We start from the raw sequence: 23,628 nt of genomic DNA on the forward strand, positions 1-23,628 counted from the left end.
AGTACACGATGGAGTGAAATGCTTACCGCCTCTATAACCCGAATGGGTTCACGGCGTTGTTCCGGGTGTGGGCGAGATGCCCCGAACCCCTCCGGAAAGCAGGAAAACTGATGCGTCACAGTCGTCGGAATGGCTTGATCGCGGCGATGGTCGCGGGCGGTGGACTGGCGGTCGCGGGGGTGGGTGCCTTCGCCCACGCCGACGCGGACGCGGGCGGGCGTGCGGAACGCTCGCCGGGCCTCCTCTCGGGCAACCTCGTGCAGTTGCCCGTGCACGTCCCGGTGAACGTGTGCGGGAACACGGTGAGCGTCGTCGGGGTGCTCAATTCCGCGAGCGGCAACCGCTGTGCCAACGGGTCCGCGGGCGAGGCGAACCCGAAGCCGCGGCCCGCCGGTCCGGGCTCGTCCACGCGGGGGGCGGCAGCGGCGTCCTCGACGTCCGGCAACGCCGGGGATGCGGTCGCCGACGGACGCGGAAAGGATTCCCCGGGACTGCTCTCCGGCAACGGCCTCCAGCTCCCCGTCGACCTGCCGCTCAACATCAGCGGCAACTCGGTGAGCGTGGTCGGGGTCGGGAACGCCTCCCAGGGGAACACCTCCGTCAACGGGCAGCAGCCCCCGACCGTCGGAAAGCCGGCCCAGCCGCCCGTCGCCGTGCGCCCGGTCACCCCGCCCGCCCCGCCGGTGGCGCCCGCCCCGGCCGTGGCGCGGCCCGGCGCCTCGGCCCTGGCCCACACCGGCTCGGAGGGCCTCGGCTACCTGCTGCCCGGCAGCGGCGTCCTGCTCCTCGGCGGGGCCGTGCTCTACCGGCGGTTCCGCCTCAACCGGGTCGCCCCGTAGCGGCCTTGGGGGTCAGGCGTCCACGGGCCGCCAGGCCGGGCCGTCCCCGTCCCGGTGGACACGCCCGAACACCACGTCGGCGAAGTGGACGCCGAAGCCGATCGTGTCGGGCCGCGCCAGCTCGGCCACGAGGCGGTGGCGGTGGTCCGCGGTCAGGGCGGGCTCGTGGTCGAAGGCCGAGGACCACTCGGGGTGGTCGATCTGGATCGGCGAGTGCACCGCGTCGCCGAAGGCGATCAGGCGGCGCCCGCCCCCGGTGATGACGTACTCGGCGTGCCCGACGGTGTGACCGGGGGTGATCCGGACCCGGACGCCGGGGAAGATCTCCTGCCCGTCCGTGATCGTGCGGACCTGCGGTGCCATGGCCGCGACCTGCTCGCTCGCGCCCTGGGCCTCCAGCAGGTCGCGTCGCTCCCATTCAGGCCCGGAGACCAGCAGGTCGGCGTGGGCGAACAGGAGCCGGTCCTCGCCGGGGGCGGGGAGGGACGCCCAGCCGAGGTGGTCGACGTGCAGGTGAGTGAAGGCCACCGCCTCGATGTCCTGCGGGCGGCGCCCGAGTTCGGCCAGGCCCTGCGGGAGCGCGCCCCCGTGGATCGTGGCGAGGGGGCCTTCCGGGGCCCCGTACGTCCGCGGGCCGAAGCCCGCGTCGATCAGGAGCGCGCGGTCGCCGTGCTCCACGAGCAGGCTGCCGATGCTCCCCACGAGGTGGCCGTCGGCGTCCAGGTACTCCGGGTGCGCGGCCCACACCTCGTCGGTGGTGTCCTGGAGCAGGGGCAGCGGCCGGAGCCGGACATCGCCGTCCGGGACGTACGACACCTTCGTGTCGCCGAGGAGTATCGAGCGGATTCCCGACGGCCGGCTCCGTCGTTCGTCCTGGGCGTCCCGGCTCACCTGGTCAACCGTCACATCGGCCACGGCGCATCTCCTTTGAATGGACGTCAGGTCGCCGCGGACGGTCCCGCGGCGACGGCGCCCACCATAAGCATCAAGCTCGAATGATTCAAGCTGTAAATATTCAGGCTTGACGTGTTTGATAGGGTGGCGGCATGACGACGTCACCCGATCCACAGCCCATCGCCGAGCGACAGCTGTGCGGTCTGGTGAACGGACTGGCCCAGCGGATCACCGAACACGTACGCGTGCGCGCCGCCACCCTGGGCCTCACCGCCGCCCAGGCGACCGCGCTGCGCGAGATGACCGGGCCGATGACCATGCGGGAGCTCGCCGAACGCATGACCTGCGAGCCCTCCAACACCACCTTCGTCATCGACAAGCTGGAGAAGCAGGGCCTCGTCGAGCGCCATCCGCACCCCACCGACCGCCGCGCCAAACACCTCGTCCTCACGGCCGAGGGCGCCGCGCTGCGGACGCGGCTGCTCGAACTCCTCGTCGTGGACTCACCGCTGTCCGGGCTCACCGACCAGGAGAAGCGGGTCCTGCACCAACTGCTGGAGCAGGCCGTCACCTTGCGGTGAACCCGGGTCAGGCGGCCGTGCGCCAGCCGTCCAGCACCGCGTCGATCAGGGGCGCCAGGCGGGCGCGGGCGGTGAACCGGGGCACGCCGGACATCAGCAGCGCGTCGTACTCGGTGTCGGTGTGCCGCACGGCGGCCCGTACCGCCACCGACACCGCCTGCTCGTCCAGGGCCCGGCCCGCCGCGGTGCGGCCGACCCGGCCGCTGCCGCGCACGGAGGCGTGCGCGGCGATCGCCTGCGCCCGCTCCGGAGGGCAGCCGGGGAACAGCCGCAGGATCTCGGCGGCGAACGCGGCGGTGAACCGGACGTCCTCGGCCGCGCGGCGCGCCCGGTCACGCTCCCGGCGGCGGGCCCGGGCCTCGGCGTCCGCGAGACAGGCCCGTTCGGCGTGGGCCAGGGCGGCGTCCTCGACCAGCAGGCCCTGGCGTTCGTAGCGGCGCCGGCGCCGGTGCCGGCGCACGACGACGGCGGAGAGCGAACTGGCCTCCCGGGCACGGCGGGTGAGTGCCGCGTCGCCCCGCGGCAGGTACACCAGGTGCCCCAGATCGGCACAGTCCAGACAGCGGGGCACACCGGCCTCGCGCACCAGACGGCGCAGCGGGCCCCCTCGGCACTCGGCGCAGTGGATCTGCTTCAGCGACTCGAAAACGACGAGACTCATGACGTGGTGATACCGCCGCGCGGTGCGTATATCACCTTGTCCGCAAAGGCAATCGGCCCTTCGCGGCCCCGGCCCGGACCGCGTGGGGTCCTGCCGGCGCGCACACCCGGGGAGCCGTGCCGTGGTGACCCCCGTCCGCCACGGCACGGCCCCCCGGGCGCGCCCCCGCCGTGGTCCTCAGACCAGACGGCGTATCTCGCCGCGCACCCGGTAGAAGCCCCCGGACGCGGGGTGCAGACCGTCCACCACGTACCGGGCACCGGGCTCCCGGATCCCGCGCGGGAACTGGACGTTCCAGGAGGGCTCGAAGCCCTCGGACACCACCTGCACGCGCATCCGGCCGCCCTGCTGCACGCACTCGACGACCACCGTGCCCGTCGGCACGGCCGCCACCGAGACTGTGGCCACCGCCGCGGCCGAAGCCGCCGGGGTGAACACCGGCAGCGCCGCGGCCGACTTGACGTCCACCGGCGCAGGCACGGAGCCCTGCTGGGCCGCCGCGATCGCCGCCTCGCTCGCGTCCACGCACACCAGGGAGCCGTCCGTGGTGACCAGGTAGAGCCGCCCGTCCAGATACTGCATGGACAGGGCCGAACCGCTGCCCGTACCCAGCTTCCAGAGCCTGTTCCCCTCGGCGTCGAAGCAGTACACCGACGACGCGAGGTCACCCGCGAACACGTGCCGCCCGTCCGGGGAGGTCGCGCAGGAGTACACGGCCGCGTCGCACCGGTACGAGGCCTCCACCGCGCCCGTCGCCTTCGACAGCCGCTGCACGGTGTTGCGCCCGGTCCCCGCGTACACGGCGTCCCGCTCCTGCCAGCCGAAGAGCACCGAGCCGTTCGTCGCCGTGTGCCACAGCTCGCCGCCGCCGTCCGGGGCGTACGCCGTCACGCCCTGGCTGTGCCCGTGGTAGACGGCGCGGTCGTCCGCCCGGACCATCCAGGCGTTGGACCCCGAGGACCTGCGCGACCACTGGAACTCGTCCTCGTGGTCGATGACCGTCAGGCCGCCGTTGGCGTCCGCGACGTTCAGCACGCCCTCGCGGATGTCGAGCCAGAAGATGTCCACGTCCGCCGCGATGTCGTACGCCCCGAACGGCACCTTGGACGACAGGTCGTACACCGTGCCGTCGTCGCAGCCCGCGTATATCCAGAACTCGTCCGCGACCAGGCACTTCACCCCGTCCGGCAGCGAGTAGCGGGCCAGCACCTCACCGCCGTGGCTCACCGTGTAGACGTCGCCCGCCTGGTTGCCGACCCAGCAGCGGTCCTCGTCCACGTGGATGCCGAACGCCGCGGAACCGGTGCGGAAGCGCCACAGGACCGGCGCCACGGCGCGCGCCGTCGACGGAGCCGAGGTCACCTGACGGCGGGTCACCGCGCGGGCCGCGCGGGCGCCCCGGACCGCCGGGGCGTACCCCTTGCGGACCTTCTCGCCGATCTTCTTGGCGGCCGCGGCGCGGGCCTTGTCCGGCGTCGGGAACGAGGAGCTCTGCAGCTGGCCGCTCGCGCCGATGCGGCCGTAGCGCACCGAGACCTCGGTGCCGTCGACGGTCACCTCGTAGAACTTGTGCGCCGCGCCGTCCTCCTGGGACAGCTCCAGGTACGTCGTTTCCCGAGCCATGACAGACCCCTCCCCACGAGCCGGGTCAGCGGCTCCTTCTCACCGGTGATCCCTCGTGAAAAAAGCTAAGGGCCACCACTGACAATGGGTCGGTGAAGCTGGAAGCGATCACCTGGCAGCGGATGGCCGAGCGGCTCGCCGGCCATCTCGACGGCTCTTTCGACGGCGGGCCCGGGTCCTGGCAGCGCGTCGGCATCGACGGCGCGCCCGCCGCCGGCACCGGGCTGCTCGCGGGCCGGCTCGCCGACGCGCTGCGGCTGCGCGGCCGTTCGGTGCTCGTGGTCGCGGCCGGGGGGTTCCTGCGGCCGGCCTCGCTCCGCTTCGAGTTCGGCCGCGAGGACGTGGACGCGTACCTCGGCGGCTGGTACGACACGGGGGCGCTGTGGCGGGAGGTCTTCGGCCCGACCGACCCCGGCGGCAGCGGGCGGGTGCTGCCGGACCTCTGGGACCCGGTGACCGACCGCGCCACCCGCAGCCCCTACGTCGAACTGCCCGCCGGCGGGGTGCTGATCGTGCACGGGCCGCTTCTGCTGGGGCACTGGTTCCCCTTCGACCTCAGCGTGCACATCAGCCTGTCGGCGGGGGCGTTGGAGCGGCGTACGGAGGAGGGGGAGCGGTGGACCCTGCCGGCGTTCGCGCGGTACGCCCGCGAGACCGAGCCGGTCGCTGTCGCGGACGTGCTGGTGCGGGCGGACGATGTGCGGCATCCGGCGTGGAGCGGGTGCCCTCGCCGGGCGGGGGCGGGGTGACCGGTGCTCCGGTGGGCCCTTGCCGCGGCGCGGCGGGGCGGGGCGCGGCGGTGCGCGGCGGGGCGGTGCGCGGCGGGGCGGGTTCGGCCGGGCCGGGTGGGGGCCGGGGCCGGGGCGGGGTGTCGTTCGTGCGTGACCCCGGCCGTCCGTGAGCGCAGCTGCCGTTCTGTCCGGGGGCCGTGGGGTCAGGGGCGGCCGCCGATTCGGGTTACGGCTTCGGCTGCTGCTCGGCAGCCTGCGCGGGCTGCTTCCGGTGGGGTGGCGCCCGTCAGGCGGGCCGCCAGGAAGGCGCCGGTGAAGGCGTCGCCCGCGCCCGTGGTGTCCACCGCCTCGGTCGGCTCCGCCGGGACCTCGGCGGTGATCCGGCCCGCCTCGGCGACGAGCGCCCCGCCCGTGCCCCGGGTCACCACCACGAGCGGCACCCGTCGGCTCAGTTCCTCCGCCGCCCGTGCCACCCCGGCCGGCTCCGGCAGCCCCGCCAGCAGCCGGGCCTCGTCCTCGTTCGGCAGGAGCGCGCCGACCCCCGCCACGGCGGCCAGGAACCGCTCGGGGCCGAGTGCGGCCAGGAACCCCGCCGACGCGGGGTCCACGCTGACCGGCACGCCCCGGGTGCGGGCCGCCCGCAGCGCGACCAGTGCCAGTTCCCGGCTGCTGTCCGCGAAGAAGAGGTAGCCCGACAGGTGCAGGTGCGCGGCGCCGTCCAGCAGTGCGGGCGCCCAGTCGGCGGGGGACAGCCGAAGCGAGGCCCCGCTGTCGGTCAGGAAGGTCCGCTCCGCGTCCTTGCCGACCAGGGCCACCACCGTTCCGGTCGGTTCCGCCGGGTCCACCACCAGCCGCGGCCGCACCCCCGCGTCGACCAGGGCCCGCTCGTGCCAGCGGGCCGATTCGGCGCCGACCCGCGCCAGGAGGCGTACCTCGGCGGTGCCCGCGCGGGCCGCCCAGCAGGCCGCGTTGGCGCCCGCGCCGCCCGGCAGGGTCCGGATCCTGGCGGCGGTGTCGGTGGCCGGAGCCAAAGGCTCCGGATGTATCGCCACCACGTCCGTGACCACGTCGCCGACGACCACCAGCGCCCCCGGTGCCGCCGTCATGCGCGGGCCGCCCAGGCCCCGGCGATCCGTGCCCCGAGTCGCACGTTGCCCCGTACGGCGGCCAGGTTGGCCTCCAGGGAGGCCCCGCCGGTGGCCCGGACCAGGAAGTCCAGCAGGAACGGGGTCACCGCCTGTCCCGTGATCCCGCGTTCGCGGCACTCGGCGAGGGCCTCCGCCAGGACCCCGTCGTGGAGCCCCGGATCCAACTGCTCCGCCTCCGCCACCGGGTTGGCCACCAGCAGCGCCGAATCCGGGCCGCCGACGGAGTCCTGGGCGGCCATCACCGCCGCCACCTCCCGCGGCTCCTCCACCGTCCAGTCGACCGGCTCGCCGGAGTCCGCCAGGTAGAACCCGGGGAAGCGGCGCGTGCGGTAGCCGAGGATCCCCACGCCCAGGGTCTCCAGCCGCTGGAGGGTGGCCGGCACGTCCAGGATCGACTTCACCCCCGCGCACACCACCGTGATCCGGGTCCGCGCGAGCAGCGCGAGATCGGCCGACTCGTCCTGGGAGCGGGTCCACTCGCGGTGTACGCCGCCCAGCCCGCCGGTGGCGAACACCCGCAGCCCCGCCCGCGCGGCCAGCAGGGCCGTCGCGGACACCGTCGTCGCTCCGGTCGCCCCCGTCGCGAGGGCCGGGGCGAGATCCCGGTGGCCGAGCTTGCGTACGCCCTCACCGGCGGCGATCCGCTCCAGCCGGGCCTTGTCCAGGCCCGCGTGGGCCACCCCGTCCACGACCGCGACCGTTGCCGGAACCGCGCCCTCCGCCCGGACCAGGGCCTCCAGTTCCAGCCCCACCTCCAGATTGCGGGGGCGCGGCAGCCCGTGCGCGATGATCGTCGATTCCAGGGCGACGACGGGCCTGCCCGCGGCGAGCGCCTCGCGCACCTCTTCCGACAGGACCGGGACCTCGGATGCTCTGTGCAGTGGCATGTCCCCATCCATGGCACGGGATTCGCGCCCCCAAACGCGCCCTCCGGGCTCCGGCGCGAACCCGTCCGCAGGGCGCCCCCGCGGTCGGCGGCGCGGTGGCCGCCCCCGCAACGCCCCCGCGCGCCCGCCGGCCGTGGGAACGCCCGCGCCGCTCTGGCCGAAAAGGGGCGGGTGGCGCCTGCGCTCGACGGAGTGACGCGTCCGCCGCGTCCACGCTGGACGCTCTGGTCACCCCCCGGCCCTGGAGGGCCGGATTAGGCTGACGCGCCATGAGCACCAGTGATCACACCGCCCCCGCCTCCTTCGCCGTGTCCGTCGCGGACGTCCCCGACTCCGAACTGGAGGCCGAGGAGCTCGACCCGGCACAGATCGTCTCCGGCACCCCCGTGGTGACGGGCAAGGTCCTGTGGGAGGCCGAGGACGGCTCGCAGATCCGGGGGATCTGGCAGATCACCCCGGGCGTGGTCACCGACACCGAGGCCAACGAGCTGTTCGTCGTGGTCGGCGGCCGGGCCACGATCGAGGTGGAGGGCGGAGCGACCCTGGAGGTCGGTCCGGGCTCCGCGTGCGTCCTCCGGGAGGGCGACAGGACCACCTGGACCGTCCACGAGACGCTCCGCAAGGCCTACCACATCAGCTACTGACGCCCTTCGCGGGCGCCGGACGCACGGGGTGGCGCCGGGCGGTGAACAGGGCGAGCGCCGCCATCGGCAGCAGCAGGGCGGCGCCGATCGCGTTGAGCCAGCCGTAGCCCGCCTGGGACATGACCAGCCCGGCCGCCGCTCCGCCGACCCCGGCGGACGTGTTCATGGTCAGGTCGCTCAGCCCCTGTACGGCGGCCCGCGCGGGCTGCGGCACCGAGTCGGTCAGCAGCGCCGATCCGGAGACCATCCCGGCGGACCAGCCGAGGCCGAGCAGGAAGAGACCGGCCGCGCTCTGGGCGTGGTCGCCCCCGGCGGTGCCGGCGAGCAGCGCGGCCAGCGAGAGCAGTCCGGCGGCGAGTCCGATCACGGAGAGCCGGCCGAGCCGGTCGGCGAGCCACCCCATGACCGGGGAGAAGGCGAACATGCCGGCGATGTGCCCGCTGATGACCAGACCGACCAGCTTGAGGCCGGCGCCGTGGTGGCCGAGGTCGACCGGGGTCATCACCATGATCGAGACCATGGTGGTGTGGGACACGGCGACGGTGAGCAGCGCCAGCCGGGCGCGCGGGGAGGCGCGGACGGCGCTGAACCCGGCGCGCAGCGAGCGGCCCTGACGGGACTGCTCGTCGGGACCGGCCAGGGCCCGCGCCGTCAGCAGCGGGTCCGGCCGCAGGAACACGGCGATCAGCGTGCCGGTGAGGACGAACACGGCCCCGGCCCAGACGAAGGGACCCGCCGTCTGGGGTATGGAGGTCCCGGCGAAACTGTCGCTGGCGGGGGCGGAGAGGTTGGGGCCCAGCACCGCGCCCACGGTGGAGGCCCAGACGACCACGGAGATCGAGCGGGCCCGCCGGTCGGCCGGTGCGAGGTCGGCGGCGGCGAAGCGGGCCTGGAGGTTGGCGGAGGACGCGGCGCCGAAGGCGGCCATACCGAGCATGAGCAGCGGGAAGCTCTTGACGGAGGCGGCCAGGACGACCAGGGCCGCGCCGAGGGTGCCGATGGCGTAGGCCACCACCAGCCCGGGGCGGCGTCCGCGCGCGGTCATCAGGGCGGCCAGCGGGAGCGAGACCAGGGCGGTGCCGATCACCGCGGCGGTGGAGGCGAGGCCGGACAGGGCCTCGGTGCCGCTGATCTCGGTGGCCAGCACGGGGGCCAGGGCGATGCTGATGGGCACGCCCAGGCCGCCCAGCATCTGGCTGGCGATCAGTACCCCGGAGATCCGGCGCTGCAGCCGGGGCAGGTCGGCGGCGTCGACCGGGCCGCCGTGGCCCGGCCCGGTGGCGCGGGTGGCGGGGGAGGCGCCGGGTGTCGCGGGCGAGGTGTCCGGCGTGCCGGGTCCGGGGGTCGTCCCGGGGGAGGAGGTCACGCCCGACACCCCCGTATCGGGTGCGCGGCGGGCGGCACCGGGGCGGGCACGGACGCGGAGGGGCCGGTTGCGGCGGCAGGAGGGGTCACCGCCGCAGTGTCCCACCCGCCCCCGTCCGGGGGAACCGGATACGCGGGCGCGGGGGCCGCGGAACGCGCAGGTCAGAACGGGCGCGGGCGGGAGGGCCGGAACGGGCGCGGGCGGGAGGGCCGGAACGGGCGCGGGCGCAGGGTCAGAACAGGGGCCGGGGGAGGACCCCCTCCAGGGCGAGCAGGATCCGCTTGGTCTCCACCCCGCCGCCGAAACCCCCGATGCCCCCGTCGTTCTCCACGACCCGGTGGCAGGGCACGACCACCGGCAGCGGGTTCGACCCCATGGCGTTGCCCACGGCCTGGGCCGCCCCCGGCTGCCCGACCCGGGCGGCCAGCTCCCCGTAGCCGACCACCGATCCGTAGGGCACGGAGCGGTCGAGTTCCCGCAGCACCTGGCGGTTGAAGCCGGAGCTGAGCCGCCAGTCCAGCGGCAGCTCGAAGCGCCGCAGGGTCCCGGCGAAGTAGGCGGCGAGCTGGCGCACGGGCTCGGCCAGCAGCTCCTCCTCGCCCGGCGCCGGCCGGCGCGCGTCGGCGCCCAGCCGGGAGACGAGCGGGCCGATCATCCGGTCCACCCGCTCCGGCGAGGCGTGGAACTCGACCCGGACCAGACCCTCGGGGGTCGCGGCCAGGAGGAGGGGACCGATGTCGCTGGGGACGACGGTCCATTCGAGGTGCGGTCCGCGGGGCCGCTCGGTGGTGTCCACGCCCCCACGGTACGGCGCCCCGCCGACGGTCCCGCCGCCTCCCGGTCAGAATCCGCCGACCGCCTCCCGTACGACGTCGGGCGCGTTGGTGATGACCCCGTCCACCCCCATCTCGCGCACCTTGCGGGCGGTGGCCGCGTCGTCGACGATCCAGGTGTCCACCTCCATGGCCTTGCCGTGGGCGCCCAGCAGCCCGTGCACGGCCTTCACCCAGTCGGCCGAGATCGTGGTGTGCCAGGGGTTGATCCGGTCGGTGAACTCGGCGTACTTCGGCAGGTCGGCCACGCTCGGGGTGCCGAGGAAGGCCGTGACCAGGTCGGGCCGCAGCCGGTGCACGATCCGTACGGAGTCGGCGCTGAAGCTCTGCACCACCAGGCGCTTGGCGACGTGCTGCTCGTCGAGCCAGCCCAGCTCGTCGAGCAGCTCCAGCGTCTGCTCCTCGATCCCCGGGTACAGCTCCGGCTTCTTGATCTCCAGGAGCAGCCGCTGCCGGTTGTCCTGGACCCGGTCCATGTACTCCCGCAGGGTCGGCACCCGCTCGCCCGCGTACTGCGGGCCGAACCAGCTGCCCGCGTCCAGCCGGGCGATCTCCGCCGCCGTGAAGTCCTTGACCGCCCACGGCTTGCGGTCGGGGAACACCTGCTCGACATTGGTCGTACGGGCCAGCGTGTCGTCGTGGATCACGACGAGCTCGCCGTCCCGGGTCCGCTGGACGTCGTTCTCGACCCAGGAGAAGCCCATCCACATGGCGCGGTCGATCGAGGCGATGGTGTTCTCCGGGGCGTAGGCCGAAGCCCCCCGGTGGGCGTACACGACGGGCCCCAGGAACCGCTTCTGCGCGGTGGAGGGAGCGGCGGGCGTGCCGGGGGCGCCGGAGGCGGCGGACGCCGCCGTCCCGCCCAGCAGGCTGAGGGCGAGGCCCAGGAAGGCGGCGGCTGCCGCGGCGGGTCGGACGACGTGCATGTGCGATCTCCTCGGGTCGTGAGGCCTGCTCTGCCTCCAACGGGCGCGGCGCCCATGACGTTGCGGCGCGGCGCCCGCCGTGCAGTGCCGGAGAGCCGTTCCACGGCGATCATGGGGTTGATGATCACGGGCGCGCCAACGGACTACGACAAACGGACCAGACCGCGTCGACTGTCGGTGGGGGGCCGTACGGTTGACCCATGCGGCCCGTATCGAAGATCGAACGCACGGTGGCGCCTTTCGAGGTCGTCAGCCCCTACCAGCCCAGCGGCGACCAGCCGGCGGCCATCGCCGAGCTGGAGAAGCGCATCCGTGCAGGTGAGAAGGATGTCGTCCTGCTGGGTGCGACCGGCACGGGCAAGTCGGCCACCACGGCCTGGATGATCGAGAAGCTCCAGCGCCCCACCCTGGTGATGGCCCCGAACAAGACCCTGGCCGCCCAGCTGGCGAACGAGTTCCGCGAGCTCCTGCCGAACAACGCCGTCGAGTACTTCGTCTCGTACTACGACTACTACCAGCCCGAGGCGTACGTACCGCAGTCGGACACCTACATCGAGAAGGACTCCTCGATCAACGAGGAGGTGGAGCGGCTGCGCCACTCCGCGACCAACTCGCTCCTCACCCGGCGCGACGTGATCGTCGTCGCCTCCGTGTCCTGCATCTACGGCCTCGGCACCCCGCAGGAGTACGTCGACCGGATGGTCCCCCTCAAGGTCGGCGAGGAGATGGACCGGGACCAGCTGCTGCGCCGCTTCGTCGACATCCAGTACACGCGCAACGACGTGGCCTTCACCCGCGGCACCTTCCGGGTACGCGGCGACACCATCGAGATCTTCCCGGTCTACGAGGAACTCGCGGTCCGCATCGAGATGTTCGGCGACGAGATCGAGGCCCTGTCCACCCTGCACCCGCTGACCGGCGAGGTCATCAGCGAGGACCGCGAGCTCTACGTCTTCCCCGCCAGCCACTACGTCGCCGGCCCCGAGCGCATGGAGAAGGCGATCGCCGGCATCGAGGCGGAGCTCACCGAGCGCCTCGCCGAGCTGGAGAAGCAGGGCAAGATGCTGGAGGCCCAGCGGCTGCGCATGCGGACCACCTACGACCTGGAGATGATGCGCCAGATCGGGTCCTGCTCCGGCATCGAGAACTACTCGCTGCACATGGACGACCGCGAGCGCGGCTCCGCGCCGAACACCCTCATCGACTACTTCCCCGAGGACTTCCTCCTCGTCATCGACGAGTCGCACGTGACGGTGCCCCAGATCGGCGCCATGTACGAGGGCGACGCCTCGCGCAAGCGGACCCTGGTCGACCACGGCTTCCGGTTGCCGTCCGCCCTGGACAACCGGCCGCTGAAGTGGGAGGAGTTCCAGGAGCGGATCGGCCAGACGGTCTACCTGTCGGCGACCCCCGGCAAGTACGAGCTCTCCCGCGGCGACGGCTTCGTCGAGCAGATCATCCGCCCCACCGGCCTCGTCGACCCGGAGGTCGTGGTCAAGCCCACCGAGGGGCAGATCGACGACCTGGTCCACGAGATCCGGCAGCGGGTGGAGAAGGACGAGCGCGTCCTGGTCACCACGCTCACCAAGAAGATGGCCGAGGACCTCACGGACTACTTCCTGGAGCTGGGCATCCAGGTCCGCTACCTGCACAGCGACGTCGACACGCTGCGCCGGATCGAGCTGCTGCGCGAGCTGCGGGCCGGCGAGTACGACGTCCTGGTCGGCATCAACCTGCTGCGCGAGGGCCTCGACCTGCCCGAGGTGTCGCTGGTGGCGATCCTCGACGCCGACAAGGAGGGCTTCCTGCGCTCGGGGACCTCCCTGATCCAGACCATCGGCCGCGCGGCGCGCAACGTCTCGGGCCAGGTCCACATGTACGCGGACAAGATGACCCCGGCGATGGAGAAGGCCATCGAGGAGACCAACCGGCGCCGGGAGAAGCAGATCGCGTACAACACGGCGAACGGGATCGACCCGCAGCCGCTGCGCAAGAAGATCAACGACATCGTCGCCACCATCGCCCGCGAGGAGCTGGACACCGAGGAACTGCTCGGCAGCGGCTACCGGCAGGCCAAGGACGGCAAGGGCGCCAAGGCGCCGGTGCCGGCGCTCGGCGGCAGGGGCGCCGCGGCCGCCGCCGGGTCCAAGGCGGGCAAGGGCGCCAAGGGCGCCAAGGGGGCGAAGGGCGCCCAGGCGGCCGAGGTGCTCACGGACCGGCCCGCCGCCGAACTGGCCGCGCTGATCGAGCAGATGACCGAGCGGATGCGGGGTGCCGCGGCCGAGCTCCAGTTCGAGGTCGCGGCCCGGATCCGGGACGAGGTGGGCGAGCTGAAGAAGGAGCTCCGGCAGATGAAGGAAGCGGGTCTCGCCTGACCCCGGGGCGGTCAGTAGGGTTGGCACACAGCCGCAGTTACACGCTGCGCGCCCGTCGGTCGGGCGGGCTATGGAGAGGGGACAGCGCGTGACGGTCAACATGACCAAGGGGCAGGCCATCAGTCTGCAGAAGTCGGACGGCGGCACGCTGACCGCGGTCCGGATGGGCCTCGGGTGGCAGGCGGCCAAGCGCCGGGGCCTGTTCGGCTCGCGGACCCGGGAGATCGACCTGGACGCCTCGGCGGTGCTCTTCGCCGACAAGCAGCCGGTGGACGTGGTGTTCTTCCGGCACCTGCAGAGCGACGACGGCTCGGTCCGCCACACCGGCGACAACCTCGTCGGCGGCGTCGGCCAGGGCGGGGACGACGAGGCCATCCTCGTCGACCTCCAGCGCGTGCCCGTGCACATCGACCAGATCGTCTTCACGGTGAACTCCTTCACCGGCCAGACCTTCCAGGAAGTGCAGAACGCCTTCTGCCGCATCGTCGACGAGACCAACGGCCAGGAGCTGGCCCGTTACACCCTCGACGGCGGCGGCCAGTACACCGCGCAGATCATGGCGAAGGTGTCCCGCGCGGGCTCCGGCTGGAAGATGACGGCCCTCGGCAACCCGGCCAACGGCCGGACCTTCCAGGACCTGATGCCGGCGATCCTGCCGCACCTGTAGCGGTACCGGGCAAGAGCACCACGGAACAAGAGAAGAAGGCACGGGGGAGGGCTGCACGATGACGGCCGAACTGGTCCGGGGGCAGAACCACCCCCTGTCCCGCAATCGGGTGGAGATCCGGGTCTCGGCCGGGGCGGCCGTGCTGGCCCTGGCCGTCACCGGCGACGAGACGGGCCGGCCGGCCGGCCCCGGCGCCCTGGCGCACCCCGGGGCCCGGGCCCTGCCGGGCCTGGAGGTGCCGGACCGGGTCGGCGACCGCCACCGGTTCACCGTCGACCTCGACGCCGTCGGGGCGGCCGTCCACCGGGTCCGGGTGCTGCTGGTGCTGCCGCCCGGCGGGCCGGCGCGCTTCGGTGCGGTCGCCGCACCGCACGTCGCCGTGGCCGAGCCGGAGGGCGCCGCGCTCGCCGCGTACACCGTCACCGGCCTCGACTCCGAGAGCGCCCTCGTGGCCCTGGAGCTGTACCGGCGCCAGGGCGCCTGGAAGGTCCGGGCCGTGGGCCAGGGCTACGCCGGGGGCCTCGGTGCGCTCCTGGCCGACGCCGGCCTGGCCGGTCCGGCCGCCGAGGGGCTGACGGCCGCCGCCCTGGGTCTGACGGCCTCCGGGGACATCACCCTGGCCGCCCTGCCGGGCGGGGCCGCGCCGACCCTCCCGCACGGGCCGCGCTCCCCGTACGACGCCGTTCCGGGCGCCCCCGAGGGCCCCGCCGCACCGGCCCCCCAGCCGCCGGACCCGCTCCCGGCCCCCGCCGCCCCCCACGCGGGCACGCCCGGACCGGGCACATCCGGCGGGCCGTCCTCCGCGGACACCCTCGGCGGCCCCGCCGGGGCGACCGCCGGAGCCGCGGCCGCGGGTGCGGCCGGTGCCGCCGGGGGCCCGCCCACCATCGACTACGCCCACCCGCGCCGTCGCCGCACCAGCGCCGAGGCCCCCGAGCCGGCGCCCCGCACCGAACCCGCCGCCGACCCGGGACAGCCCCCGCGCCCCGTCGCCGGGGACGCCAGCGGCTGGTCCATGGACGAGCGCCTCTACAACCAGGTCTGGGGCATGTTCGAGGACCTGGCCCGCACCGTGGCCGCCTACCGCGGAGCCGTCGACTTCGCCGACTCCCGCCTCGACCGGGAGCTCGACGCGGCCCTGTCCGACCCCGCCGCCCGGCTCGGCGGCTCCGCGAACGCCGCCCGCGACACCGCCCGGGCCCGCCGCGACGACCTCGTGGCCCAGGCCCGCGCCGTCCTCGACCGGGACCTGGCGCAGCTCACCGCCGAGGCCGAGGTGGTGGAACCCGCGCTGCCGCCCGCCTACGCCCGCTGGTCCGCTCCCGTCTGGCACGGCCGGAGCACGCCCGCCGAGGCCCCGCTGGCTCTGCGCCTGGGCGACCTGAGCCTGCCCGAGCGGCCCGAGCTGCGGATCCCCATGCTGATGCGCGTCCCGCTGGAACGCGGCCTGTGGATCGACAACGGCCGCACCGGCTCCGAGGCGGCCATGACCATGGACACCGACCGGCTGCGCCGCGCCGCGATGGACATGGCCGTCGCGCACGCGGTGCGGCTGCTCGCGGTCCATCCCGCCGACGCCCTGTCCGTCCACGTCATCGACGCGGCCGGGGCGGGCGCCGCCTCCCTGGCGCCGCTGGTGCGCGCCGGGGTGCTGGCCGCGCCGCCGGCCGCGGGGGCCGAGGGGGTCACCCGGACCCTGGAGGGGCTGACCCGCCGGGTGGACCTCGTACAGATGGCGCTGCGCGCGGGGGCCCCGGAGGACCTGCCGCCGGACGTGGACCCGGCCGAGCAGCTGCTGGTCGTGCACGACTTCCCGCACGGTTTCGACGACCGCTCCGTCACCCGGCTGCGCTACCTGGCCGACGAGGGGCCGGCGGTCGGCGTGCACCTGCTGATGGTCGCGGACCGCGACGAGGGCTCCGCGTACGGGCCGCTGCTGGATCCGCTGTGGCGCTCGCTGATGCGGCTCTCGCCGGTGCCGGACCACCACCTCGCCGACCCCTGGGTGCAGCACGCCTGGACCTTCGAGCCGGACCTGCCCCCGCGGGACAGCCGGGTCCTGGAGCAGGCGCTGGAGCGGATCGCGCAGGACCGGAGGTCCGCCCGGCGGTGAGCCGTCATGACCGGGGGCTGACCGCCTCTTGGTCTTCCCTTTACCTTTGGCCCCTTCCGCGGGTATCCTGGCATCTGCGGAGGGGAGTATTCCTGCTATTTCCTGCGCGGCGTACCCGTCAATACGGACCACTGCGGTCGTGTCTGAACGCAGTCGGTCCCGGGGCGTCGGCCCGCGGCCACACCGGGCCGTTTCGGGTGGAAGAGACCTCCGGCAGCGATGACGCTGACCCTGTGCTGAGCCATCCGCCGGAGGCGTGAATACCGTGGACGTTTCGTTGACCCTATGGGTGCTGACCATCGTCGGTCTGGGCATCCTGATCGGCGCCGATTTCTTCATCGGCCGCAAACCGCACGACGTTTCCGTCAAGGAGGCGGGCATCTGGACGGTCGTCTGGATCGTCCTCGCCGCCCTCTTCGGCCTGGGGCTGCTCTTCTTCGGCAAGGGCCAGGCCTCCCAGGAGTTCTTCGCCGGCTTCATCACCGAGAAGTCCCTGAGCGTGGACAACCTCTTCGTCTTCGTCCTGATCATGGCGAAGTTCTCGGTGCCCTCGCACCTCCAGCAGCGCGTCCTGCTCGTCGGCGTGCTGATCGCCCTGGTCCTGCGCGCGGTGTTCATCGCCGCCGGCGCCGCGATCATCACCAGCTTCTCGTGGGTCTTCTACATCTTCGGCGCGTTCCTGATCTACACCGCCTGGAAGCTGATCCAGGAGGCCCGCAAGGACGAGGAGGAAGAGGAGTTCGAGGAGAACCGTCTCCTCAAGTCGATCGAGCACAAGTTCGGCGTCGCCGACCGCTACCACGGCACCAAGCTGTTCATCCGTGAGAACGGCAAGCGGATCCTGACCCCGCTGATGGTGGTCATGCTCGCCATCGGCACCACCGACGTCCTCTTCGCCCTGGACTCGATCCCCGCGATCTTCGGCCTCACCCAGGACCCGTACATCGTCTTCACCGCCAACGCCTTCGCCCTGATGGGTCTGCGCCAGCTGTACTTCCTGATCGGCGGCCTGCTCAAGAAGCTGGTCCACCTCAGCTACGGCCTGTCCGTCATCCTCGGCTTCATCGGCGTCAAGCTGGTGCTGCACGCCCTGCACGAGTCCGGGGTGCACGTCCCGCAGATCTCCATCCCGGTCTCCCTCGGCGTCATCTGCGGTGTCCTGGTGATCACCACCATCACCAGCCTGATGGCCTCGAAGAAGCAGGCGGCGGCCGAAGCCGCCGCCGAGGAGTCGAAGAGCATCGACGCCTGATGCCCTGAGGGGCTACACGGGGGCGGCCGCTTCGGCCGCCCCCGTTCCCGTTTCCGCCGGGGCCCGGACCAGCGCCGGGTTCGTCTCCGGGAGCAGCGCGAAGCAGACCAGGCTCGCCAGGCAGACCAGCGTCAGGTACACCGCCACGCCCCAGGGCGGACCGGAGCCCTCCGCCAGGGCCGTCGCCACGACGGGCGTCAGCGCCCCGCCCAGCACCCCGCCCAGGTTGTAGCCGACGGCCGCGCCGGTGCAGCGGATCCGCGGGGCGTACAGCTCCGGCAGGTACGCGCCCACCAGCGCGAAGGCCAAGGCCATCCCGAAAAGCGCCACCACGCAGCCCAGCGTGATCAGCAGCGGCTCCCCGGACTGGAGCAGGGCCGTGAACGGGAACATCCACACCGCGCAGACCGCGCTGCCGGCCAGGCACAGCGGCCGCCGCCCCCAGCGGTCGCCCAGCACCGCCAGCAGCGGGGTGGCCAGGCCCTGGACCAGGACGGCGGCCATCACGCAGGCCAGCATCACGGTGCGGTCCACGCGCAGGTGCCCGGTCGCGTACGAGAGGGACCAGGTGGTGACCGCGTAGAAGACGGCGTACCCGAAGGCCAGTGCCCCTCCGGTCAGCAGCAGCAGCCGCCAGTGGCCGCGCACGACCTCGGTCAGCGGGGCCTCGGCCCGTCGGCCGGTCTCGGTGAGCGCGCGGAACTCCGGGGTCTCCTCGACGGACCGCCGCAGCCACAGCCCCGCCAGGGCCAGCAGCCCCGCGCCCCAGAACGGCACCCGCCAGCCCCAGGCGTTGAACTGCGCGTCGGTCAGGGTGACCGACAGTGCCAGCGTCAGGCCGTTGGCCAGCAGGAAGCCGACCGGCGGGCCCATCTGCGGGAAGCTCGACCACAGCCCGCGGCGCCGCTCCGGTGCGTGTTCGGCCGTCAGCAGCACCGCACCGCCCCACTCGCCGCCGAGCCCGAGCCCCTGGAGGAAGCGCAGCAGGAGCAGCAGCACGGGCGCGGCGATGCCGATCGAGGCGTACGTGGGCACGCAGCCGACGGCCACCGTGGCGATGCCGGTGAGCAGCAGCGAGCCGAGCAGCACCGGCCGGCGCCCGTAGCGGTCGCCGACGTGGCCGAAGACGACGGAGCCGAGGGGGCGGGCGAGGAAACCGATGCCGAAGGTGCCGAAGGCGGCCAGGGTGGCGGCCAGCGGGGAGAAGGCGGGGAAGAACAGCGGGCCGAGGACCAGGGCGGCGGCCGTGCCGTAGGCGAAGAAGTCGTAGAACTCGATGGCGGTGCCGGCGAGCGAGGCCGAGGCGATCCGCAGCATCGAGGGGGAGGAGCCGGGGGAGGGGACGGGGTGGTGTTGTTGCATGGTGCAGCAACTACCCCGCCCGGCTCCCCCCGGACAAGCGTTCGGTGATCATCGACCGGAAGGAGTGCACGTCCGCCCGGTGTTGACCGCGGCGGCGAACCGGATCACCAGCCGCGTTCGCGCCACTCGGCCAGGTGCGGGCGCTCGGCGCCGAGCATGGTGTCGTTGCCGTGGCCCGGGTAGACCCAGGTCTCGTCCGGCAGCTCGCCGAAGAGCTTCGTCTCGACGTCGTCGAGCAGGCTGGTGAAGGCCTTCGCGTCGCCGTGGGTGTTGCCGACGCCGCCCGGGAAGAGGCAGTCGCCGGTGAACACGTGCGGGTGGCCGTGCGGGTCGTCGTAGACCAGCGCGATCGAGCCGGGGGTGTGGCCGACCAGGTGGCGCGCGGTCAGCTCGACCCGGCCGACCGTGATCGTGTCCCCGTCCCGGACCGGGACGTCCGTGGCGACGGGGATGCCCTCCGCGTCGAGGGCTCCCGCGTACGTGCGGGCCCCGGTGCTCTCCACGACCTCGGCGAGGGCGCCCCAGTGGTCGCCGTGCCGGTGGGTGGTGACGACGGACTCGATGCCGTCGTCACCGATCAGGCCGATCAGCGTGTCCGCCTCGGCGGCCGCGTCGATCAGCAGCTGTGCGCCGGTGGCCCGGCAGCGCAGCAGGTACGCGTTGTTGTTCATGGGGCCCACGGCGACCTTGGAGATCATCAGGTCCGCGAGTTCGTGGACGTCGGCAGGGCCGCCGACCTTCACCGCTCCGGTGTACGTCATGTCGTTGATCCTAAGGGGGTGCGGTCCTAGAGCGGGGGGAGCTCGGGCAGGCCGTCGCCCGCCTCGACGGCGAGGTGGGCGCCTTGCAGGCCGCGGCCGGCGAGCCAGCCGAGCAGCTCGGCCGTGGGGCCGGAGAGGGTCACCGGGGTGCCCTCCGTGCCGCCGGTGTGCCAGACCTGGCCGGGTCCGCCCTCCAGGGTGACCGGGGGGACGTCCGGGCGGCCGGACCAGCGGTCCGCGAGGAAGGCGATCTCCCGGTCGGTGAACTCCTCGGAGAGGTCGGTGAGCTCGTAGCCGACGTTCAGGTCGACGTGGTGCAGCTCGACCTCCACGAGGCGGCGGAACGGCACGTTGGAGGCGAGGTCGGTGACTCCGTTGCGCAGCTCGACCGTGCGCGACCAGTCCTGGGCGGGCTCGGTCGTGGCCAGGAAGCGGGCGCCGGAATCACGGAGGTCCGTGAGGTGTTCTTCCAGGGACCGGCCGGCGTCGCGCTCGATGTCCGCGTCGCGGGCGGCGCCGCTCTCGTACATGGGGCGGCCCTCGAAGACGTTCACGAGGGCGTCGGCGTTGCGCGCGAGGTGGGCCAGGATGTGGCCACGGGTCCAGCCGGGGAGGTGTGACTCCTCGGCAAGGGCGGCGTTGTCCAGTTTCGCGACCGCGTTCAGCAGCCGGTCCGTGGCTTCACGTACAGATCGCAGGTCGTGCACATGATCAGTCATGGAACCGAGCCTAGTGGCCCGGGGGCCCGTGCCACACGATCGGGTGAAGCCGTCTCGGGAGTGCCGTAAATCGAATGTGCGTGCTATACGCTCGGGAGTCCAGACCCACTCCGTCGCAGAGGCGCCCCCCATACCCTGGATAGCCGGGGCCCGTGCCCCCGCTTCTCTCAAGAAAGGTGCGGACCGGCGTGACCGACCGTCTCATCGTTCGTGGCGCTCGCGAGCACAACCTGAAGAACGTCTCGCTCGACCTGCCCCGCGATTCCCTCATCGTCTTCACCGGACTCTCCGGCTCGGGCAAGTCCTCCCTGGCCTTCGACACGATCTTCGCCGAGGGCCAGCGCCGCTACGTCGAGTCGCTCTCCTCCTACGCCCGCCAGTTCCTCGGGCAGATGGACAAGCCCGACGTCGACTTCATCGAGGGCCTCTCCCCGGCCGTCTCGATCGACCAGAAGTCGACCTCGCGCAACCCCCGCTCCACAGTCGGCACCATCACCGAGGTCTACGACTACCTCCGCCTGCTCTTCGCGCGCATCGGCAAGCCGCACTGCCCCGAGTGCCGCCGTCCGATCTCCCGGCAGTCGCCGCAGGCGATCGTCGACAAGGTCCTCGCCCTCCCCGAGGGCAGCCGTTTCCAGGTGCTGTCGCCGCTGGTGCGCGAGCGCAAGGGCGAGTTCGTCGACCTCTTCGCCGACCTCCAGACCAAGGGCTACAGCCGGGCGCGGGTGGACGGGGAGACGATCCAGCTCTCCGAGCCGCCGACGCTGAAGAAGCAGGAGAAGCACACCATCGAGGTGGTCATCGACCGCCTCACCGTCAAGGACAGCGCCAAGCGCCGGCTCACCGACTCCGTCGAGACCGCGCTGGGCCTCTCCGGCGGCATGGTCATCCTGGACTTCGTCGACCTCGCCGAGGACGACCCCGAGCGCGAGCGGATGTACTCCGAACACCTCTACTGCCCCTACGACGACCTCTCCTTCGAGGAGCTGGAGCCCCGCTCCTTCTCCTTCAACTCCCCCTTCGGCGCCTGCCCCGAGTGCACCGGCATCGGCACGCGCATGGAGGTGGACCCGGAGCTGATCGTCCCGGACGAGGACAAGTCCCTGGACGAGGGTGCCGTCTCGCCCTGGTCGCTCGGCCACACCAAGGACTACTTCCAGCGGCTCATCGGCGCGCTCGCGCAGGAGCTGGGCTTCCGTACGGACATCGCGTGGGCCGGGCTGCCGCTGCGCGCCAGGAAGGCCCTGCTGTACGGGCACAAGACGCAGATCGAGGTCCGCTACCGCAACCGGTACGGGCGCGAGCGCGCGTACACCACCGCCTTCGAGGGGGCCGTCCCCTTCGTCAAGCGTCGGCACGCGGAGTCCGAGAGCGACGCCAGCCGGGAGCGCTTCGAGGGCTACATGCGCGAGGTGCCCTGCCCGACCTGTGAGGGCACCCGGCTCAAGCCGATCGTCCTCGCGGTGACGGTGATGGAGCGGTCCATCGCCGAGGTCGCCGCCATGTCGATCAGCGAATGCGCGGACTTCCTGGGGCGGCTGACCCTCGACGCCCGCGACCGGAAGATCGCCGAGCGGGTCCTCAAGGAGGTCAACGAGCGGCTCCGCTTCCTCGTCGACGTCGGCCTGGACTACCTGTCGCTGAACCGCGCCGCCGGCACCCTCTCGGGCGGTGAGGCCCAGCGCATCCGCCTCGCGACGCAGATCGGATCCGGCCTCGTCGGCGTGCTCTACGTACTCGACGAGCCGTCCATCGGCCTGCACCAGCGCGACAACCACCGGCTGATCGAGACGCTGGTGCGGCTGCGGGACATGGGCAACACCCTGATCGTCGTCGAGCACGACGAGGACACCATCAAGGTGGCCGACTGGGTCGTCGACATCGGTCCCGGCGCCGGAGAACACGGCGGCAAGGTGGTCCACAGCGGTTCCCTCAAGGACCTGCTGAAGAACTCCGAGTCGATGACGGGGCAGTACCTGTCGGGCAAGCGCTCCATCCCGGTGCCGGACGTCCGCCGTCCGGTGAACGGCGAGCGCAGGCTCACCGTGCACGGCGCCAAGGAGAACAACCTCCAGGACATCGACGTGTCCTTCCCGCTGGGCGTGCTCACCGCGGTGACGGGCGTATCGGGCTCCGGCAAGTCGACGCTGGTCAACGACATCCTGTACACGCACCTGGCGCGTGAGCTCAACGGCGCCCGGTCGGTCCCGGGCCGCCACACGCGGGTGGACGGCGACGACCTCGTCGACAAGGTCGTGCACGTGGACCAGTCGCCGATCGGCCGCACCCCGCGGTCCAACCCGGCGACGTACACGGGCGTCTTCGACCACGTGCGCAAGCTCTTCGCGGAGACCATGGAGGCGAAGGTGCGCGGCTACCTGCCGGGCCGCTTCTCCTTCAACGTCAAGGGCGGCCGGTGCGAGAACTGCTCCGGCGACGGCACGATCAAGATCGAGATGAACTTCCTGCCGGACGTCTACGTCCCCTGCGAGGTCTGCCACGGCGACCGCTACAACCGGGAGACGCTGGAGGTCCACTACAAGGGCAAGTCCATCGCCGAGGTCCTGAACATGCCGATCGAGGAGGCGCTGGACTTCTTCGAGGCCGTGCCGACGATCGCCCGGCACCTGCGCACGCTGAACGAGGTCGGTCTGGGCTACGTCCGCCTCGGCCAGTCCGCGCCGACCCTGTCGGGTGGCGAGGCGCAGCGCGTGAAGCTGGCGTCGGAGCTGCAGAAGCGGTCGACGGGCCGGACGGTGTACGTCCTGGACGAGCCGACGACCGGTCTGCACTTCGAGGACATCAGCAAGCTCATCAAGGTGCTGTCGGGGCTGGTGGACAAGGGCAACTCGGTGATCGTCATCGAGCACAACCTGGACGTCATCAAGACCGCCGACTGGGTCGTCGACATGGGCCCGGAGGGCGGCTACGGCGGCGGCCTCGTCGTGGCCGAGGGCACCCCGGAGCAGGTGGCGTCCGTGGGCGCGAGCCACACCGGCAAGTTCCTGCGGGACATCCTGGGAGCGGACCGGGTCTCGGACGCGGCCGTGCCGCCGGTGCGGACGGCGAAGAAGACGGCAGCCACCGCGAAGAAGACGGCGGCCCCGGCGAAGAAGACGGCGGCCGCCGGTACGAAGACGGCGGCCGCGAAGAAGGCGGTCTCCGCGAAGAAGGCGGCCCCGGCGAAGAAGGCGACGCGCGCCCGCAAGGCGTAGTCCCGCCGGGGGGGGCGACCCCGGAGCGCAG

Annotated in this window: 20 protein-coding genes; 9 read left to right on the plus strand and 11 right to left on the minus strand. The window is 72.9% G+C overall.

The features are described from left to right. The first annotated feature begins 110 nt into the window (after positions 1-110). A complete protein-coding gene (locus SLAV_RS27620) occupies positions 111-839 on the plus strand; it encodes a chaplin (protein WP_030237283.1) in 729 nt (242 codons plus the stop codon). A gap of 12 nt (positions 840-851) precedes the next feature. Here SLAV_RS27620 and SLAV_RS27625 read toward each other — a convergent pair whose 3' ends face one another. Next, positions 852-1,754: an MBL fold metallo-hydrolase gene (locus tag SLAV_RS27625; protein ID WP_234333806.1), complete on the minus strand. Its 903-nt coding sequence runs from the start codon at positions 1,752-1,754 to the stop codon at positions 852-854. A gap of 131 nt (positions 1,755-1,885) precedes the next feature. Between SLAV_RS27625 and SLAV_RS27630 the strand changes: the two genes are divergently transcribed. Beyond that, positions 1,886-2,314, plus strand: coding sequence for a MarR family winged helix-turn-helix transcriptional regulator (locus tag SLAV_RS27630; RefSeq protein ID WP_030237277.1), 429 nt, complete (start codon positions 1,886-1,888; stop codon positions 2,312-2,314). 7 nt (positions 2,315-2,321) lie between these two features. On the opposite strand, the gene SLAV_RS27635 is transcribed toward SLAV_RS27630, so the two are convergent. Then, positions 2,322-2,975: a DUF2293 domain-containing protein gene (locus SLAV_RS27635; protein WP_030237275.1), complete on the minus strand. Its 654-nt coding sequence runs from the start codon at positions 2,973-2,975 to the stop codon at positions 2,322-2,324. Positions 2,976-3,152: 177 nt separating this feature from the next. Next, the gene (locus tag SLAV_RS27640) at positions 3,153-4,598 is read right to left on the minus strand and encodes a WGR domain-containing protein (RefSeq protein ID WP_030237272.1); all 1,446 of its coding nucleotides are present in this window, start codon (positions 4,596-4,598) and stop codon (positions 3,153-3,155) included. Positions 4,599-4,690: 92 nt separating this feature from the next. Here SLAV_RS27640 and SLAV_RS27645 point away from each other — a divergent pair, with 92 nt between their 5' ends. Next, complete coding sequence (locus tag SLAV_RS27645; protein ID WP_030237270.1) at positions 4,691-5,347, plus strand: nucleoside/nucleotide kinase family protein; 657 nt, start codon at positions 4,691-4,693, stop codon at positions 5,345-5,347. Positions 5,348-5,532: 185 nt separating this feature from the next. Here the strand turns inward: SLAV_RS27645 and SLAV_RS27650 are convergent, their stop codons facing one another. Continuing rightward, a complete protein-coding gene (locus SLAV_RS27650; protein ID WP_030237267.1) occupies positions 5,533-6,435 on the minus strand; it encodes a carbohydrate kinase family protein in 903 nt (300 codons plus the stop codon). Next, positions 6,432-7,364, minus strand: coding sequence for a pseudouridine-5'-phosphate glycosidase (locus SLAV_RS27655; protein WP_030237263.1), 933 nt, complete (start codon positions 7,362-7,364; stop codon positions 6,432-6,434). Before SLAV_RS27655 ends, SLAV_RS27650 begins: the two co-directional genes overlap by 4 nt. Before the next feature lie 269 nt (positions 7,365-7,633). Between SLAV_RS27655 and SLAV_RS27660 the strand changes: the two genes are divergently transcribed. Then, a complete protein-coding gene (locus SLAV_RS27660; RefSeq protein WP_030237260.1) occupies positions 7,634-8,008 on the plus strand; it encodes a cupin domain-containing protein in 375 nt (124 codons plus the stop codon). On the opposite strand, the gene SLAV_RS27665 is transcribed toward SLAV_RS27660, so the two are convergent. The 3 genes from SLAV_RS27665 to SLAV_RS27675 form a co-directional block, all read right to left on the minus strand. Next, positions 7,998-9,374, minus strand: coding sequence for an MFS transporter (locus SLAV_RS27665; protein ID WP_394298630.1), 1,377 nt, complete (start codon positions 9,372-9,374; stop codon positions 7,998-8,000). The two genes, SLAV_RS27660 and SLAV_RS27665, sit on opposite strands and share 11 nt — an antisense overlap. A gap of 232 nt (positions 9,375-9,606) precedes the next feature. Beyond that, a complete protein-coding gene (locus SLAV_RS27670) occupies positions 9,607-10,170 on the minus strand; it encodes a methylated-DNA--[protein]-cysteine S-methyltransferase (protein ID WP_030237256.1) in 564 nt (187 codons plus the stop codon). 45 nt (positions 10,171-10,215) lie between these two features. Continuing rightward, positions 10,216-11,133, minus strand: a complete 918-nt coding sequence (locus tag SLAV_RS27675) for a glycerophosphodiester phosphodiesterase (RefSeq protein WP_030237254.1) — start codon at positions 11,131-11,133, stop codon at positions 10,216-10,218. Between the two features lie 200 nt (positions 11,134-11,333). On the opposite strand from SLAV_RS27675, the gene uvrB reads away from it, so the two are divergent. The 4 genes from uvrB (at position 11,334) to SLAV_RS27695 (ending at position 17,540) form a co-directional block, all read left to right on the plus strand. Then, positions 11,334-13,508, plus strand: a complete 2,175-nt coding sequence (gene uvrB, locus SLAV_RS27680) for an excinuclease ABC subunit UvrB (RefSeq protein WP_030237251.1) — start codon at positions 11,334-11,336, stop codon at positions 13,506-13,508. 88 nt (positions 13,509-13,596) lie between these two features. Continuing rightward, positions 13,597-14,175: a TerD family protein gene (locus SLAV_RS27685; RefSeq protein ID WP_030237248.1), complete on the plus strand. Its 579-nt coding sequence runs from the start codon at positions 13,597-13,599 to the stop codon at positions 14,173-14,175. Positions 14,176-14,233: 58 nt separating this feature from the next. Next, positions 14,234-16,288 (plus strand): TerD family protein, encoded by a 2,055-nt coding sequence (locus SLAV_RS27690; protein ID WP_030237245.1) that lies wholly within the window; start codon positions 14,234-14,236, stop codon positions 16,286-16,288. A gap of 265 nt (positions 16,289-16,553) precedes the next feature. Then, a complete protein-coding gene (locus SLAV_RS27695; RefSeq protein ID WP_030237243.1) occupies positions 16,554-17,540 on the plus strand; it encodes a TerC family protein in 987 nt (328 codons plus the stop codon). Between the two features lie 12 nt (positions 17,541-17,552). Here SLAV_RS27695 and SLAV_RS27700 read toward each other — a convergent pair whose 3' ends face one another. The 3 genes from SLAV_RS27700 to SLAV_RS27710 form a co-directional block, all read right to left on the minus strand. Then, complete coding sequence (locus SLAV_RS27700) at positions 17,553-18,902, minus strand: MFS transporter (RefSeq protein WP_391387136.1); 1,350 nt, start codon at positions 18,900-18,902, stop codon at positions 17,553-17,555. Positions 18,903-19,006: 104 nt separating this feature from the next. Next, on the minus strand, positions 19,007-19,663 hold the full coding sequence (locus tag SLAV_RS27705) for an MBL fold metallo-hydrolase (RefSeq protein ID WP_030237236.1): 657 nt from the start codon (positions 19,661-19,663) through the stop codon (positions 19,007-19,009). A 26-nt stretch (positions 19,664-19,689) separates the two neighbouring features. Continuing rightward, positions 19,690-20,382 carry a maleylpyruvate isomerase family mycothiol-dependent enzyme gene (locus SLAV_RS27710; RefSeq protein ID WP_030237233.1) on the minus strand — a complete coding sequence of 231 codons (693 nt, stop codon included), beginning with the start codon at positions 20,380-20,382 and terminating at the stop codon, positions 19,690-19,692. Between the two features lie 188 nt (positions 20,383-20,570). Between SLAV_RS27710 and uvrA the strand changes: the two genes are divergently transcribed. Further along, positions 20,571-23,597, plus strand: coding sequence for an excinuclease ABC subunit UvrA (gene uvrA, locus SLAV_RS27715; protein WP_030237230.1), 3,027 nt, complete (start codon positions 20,571-20,573; stop codon positions 23,595-23,597). The last annotated feature ends 31 nt before the right edge of the window (positions 23,598-23,628 follow it).

Source organism: Streptomyces lavendulae subsp. lavendulae (assembly GCF_002803845.1).
Lineage (GTDB): Bacteria > Actinomycetota > Actinomycetes > Streptomycetales > Streptomycetaceae > Streptomyces > Streptomyces lavendulae.